Annotated in this window: 3 protein-coding genes; all 3 read right to left on the bottom strand. The window is 69.0% G+C overall.

Translation table 11 applies throughout. The features are described from left to right. On the bottom strand, positions 1-828 hold an 828-nt coding region (locus ACFWYW_RS59280; RefSeq protein ID WP_379628295.1), incomplete at its 3' end, for an MvdC/MvdD family ATP grasp protein. Between the two features lies 1 nt (position 829). Then, a complete protein-coding gene (gene tgmA, locus ACFWYW_RS59275; protein WP_379641483.1) occupies positions 830-1,102 on the bottom strand; it encodes a putative ATP-grasp-modified RiPP in 273 nt (90 codons plus the stop codon). 361 nt (positions 1,103-1,463) lie between these two features. After that, positions 1,464-1,994 (bottom strand): hypothetical protein, encoded by a 531-nt coding sequence (locus ACFWYW_RS59270; RefSeq protein WP_379641482.1) that lies wholly within the window; start codon positions 1,992-1,994, stop codon positions 1,464-1,466. Between the last annotated feature and the right edge of the window lie 60 nt (positions 1,995-2,054).

The raw sequence follows: 2,054 nt of genomic DNA, 5'->3' as shown, positions 1-2,054 counted from the left end.
GCCGAAGATGAGGCCGAAGCGGGCCAGGTACGTGTGCAGCGCGGCTTGGACGGCCGAGGGTACCTGGATCGGGGTGTGCAGGAGGGCAGATGGGTCCTCGCTGCGCCAGTCGAGCATGCCCGCCGGCGAAGTGATCCGGTGAGCGAACACCCGCTCGCCTACCACGGTCACTCTGGCATCGCCGCTCTTGGGGATCTCGGCCTGGAACAGGTGGGCCGTGACGTGCAGAGACTCGTCCAGATCCGCGGGATCGACCCGCTGCGTCCAGATGGCCGCCGCCGTGCCATCCGGCGTGGCCGGGACACCGCGGAACGACTTGTAGATCATCGCGGGATGCTCCGCGGCGAACTTCTCGGCCGCGTCCAGGTCATTGGTGATCAGGCTTGCCGGTATCGGCACTCCCAGACTGGCAGCCGTCTGCAGTTGCGCCGGCTTGTAGTCGGCCCGCTGGTTGCAGAGGGGGTGGTTGGCATAGCGGCAGTCCGGCAGGTTGAACAGCAGGCCGTGCAGGCCGTAGCGCGCCTCGGCGATGGCGAAGGCGCGAGCTTGCGGATCGAGGCCGCCGAATCGCCAGGCTGAGGGGCGGCGGTAGTACACCGCCCGCGCCCCCTCCAGGGTGAGGTTGCGGCTGGTGGTGCGCACCCGGCCTGTCCAGCGGCTCTCCCCGTCTTCCAGCCGCGCGCTGAAGGTGAGGTCTGTGCCCACGTCGGCGGGGTCCACGCGCGCGATGGGCACCTGGCGCTCGTGCAGAGCGGCGATGACCAGGTTCGCGGTGACGTCCTCCGCCGAGGTGATCACCATGACGAAGTCAGGCTCGATTCGCGTCACGCTAGTCAGATTCGGAGTCGTTTTGGGAGTCGTCCACCACGTCCGGTGAGTCCTTGGACCCGTCACCGGGACGGGACATGGTCCCTGACAGGTATGACCGGTTGGTGCCTTTGCCGGCCATCTCGACGATTGTCCCCTGCTCGTCGTAGAAGCGAGCGATCTGAGTGTCCGGGTCCACGCGCACCATGACGTACGGGAGTCTGGCCACTTCCAGACGGTGCGTTGCCCGGCTCAGCCCCCAAGGGCGGGATGCCGGAGCGTGGGTCACAGTCATATCAGTCTCCTCATGGTGGGCTGACTTCTCTGACGGTAGATGCCGACGTCGGCGTCGACCAGGAGGGTCTGGGCCGGTTGGGGTGGGGAGGGCGGCGAGGCGGCGCCGGCGCCCTCCCCTCTCGACTGGGTCGCCGTGCGCGCTTGCAGACGCGTGGTGCATCGGCGTTCCGGGAGTGCGATCGCGGCCTGGGCAGAGCGGGTCATCACTCAGGCCACGAGATCGGGGAGGCGGCGCAGGCCGAGGAGCAGGGGACGATTTGGCAGGCGTGCCCGCCCCCGGCCTGCGCCTCCTCAACGGCCGCCCCCACGAACCGGCCGTCGCTCATGCGATCTTCACCATCGTGTCCGCGCGACCTGGGTCATGGCTCTCCCTCATCAACGATGAGGGGAACGCCGATGATCCTGGAAGCCAGTGCACGCAGGGCGAGGTCAAGGTGCGGCTCAGGTGCGGGCGAACGCAACGGTGAGGCGGCTGACTTCAGGGCGGGTTGGGCCGTGATGCTCTGCTGCGGCCTGGTCCTCACGCGGACGAGGGCGGTCCCGTGGGTGGCGTCCTGAGGCGGGCAGGCCACCCGGTGCGGACCCGATCCATGGAAGTAGCAGATCTCGAAGCGCTTGGGCCCGGCGATCTCCAGACCTTCCTCGTCCAGTTCTCGGGCGAACTCCTCCCCGAGCTTGGCGAGCGCTGTCACACCGGACAGCCGCGGGCCTTTGGCTGGGTCGACGACGAAGTCGATCTGCAGGACCCGGTCCGGCAATTCCGTGCACGGCCTGCCGGAGGAGCCGGGGTCCGCGCTGTCGCCGAGGACAGGGTCCTGCTCGGGGCGGCGGAGATCGAGCTGTGTTCCCGGCTGTGGCTGGGGTGAGGAAGGCGGGGGTACCCTCCTCATCCCAGCCACCCCCCGGCCCCCTGCGGGGGTCGGGGGGCCGGGCCAAGAACGCCTTCACCC

Source organism: Nonomuraea sp. NPDC059023 (genome assembly GCF_042740095.1).
In the GTDB taxonomy this organism is placed as follows: Bacteria; Actinomycetota; Actinomycetes; order Streptosporangiales; family Streptosporangiaceae; genus Nonomuraea.
This window is presented reverse-complemented; position numbering and strand designations above follow the sequence as displayed.

What these genes read in the sequence shown, in the direction of transcription:
- tgmA (WP_379641483.1), bottom strand. Translation starts at nt 1,102, where the DNA reads ATGACTGTGACCCACGCTCCGGCATCCCGCCCTTGGGGGCTGAGCCGG.
- ACFWYW_RS59270 (WP_379641482.1), bottom strand. Translation starts at nt 1,994, where the DNA reads ATGAGGAGGGTACCCCCGCCTTCCTCACCCCAGCCACAGCCGGGAACA.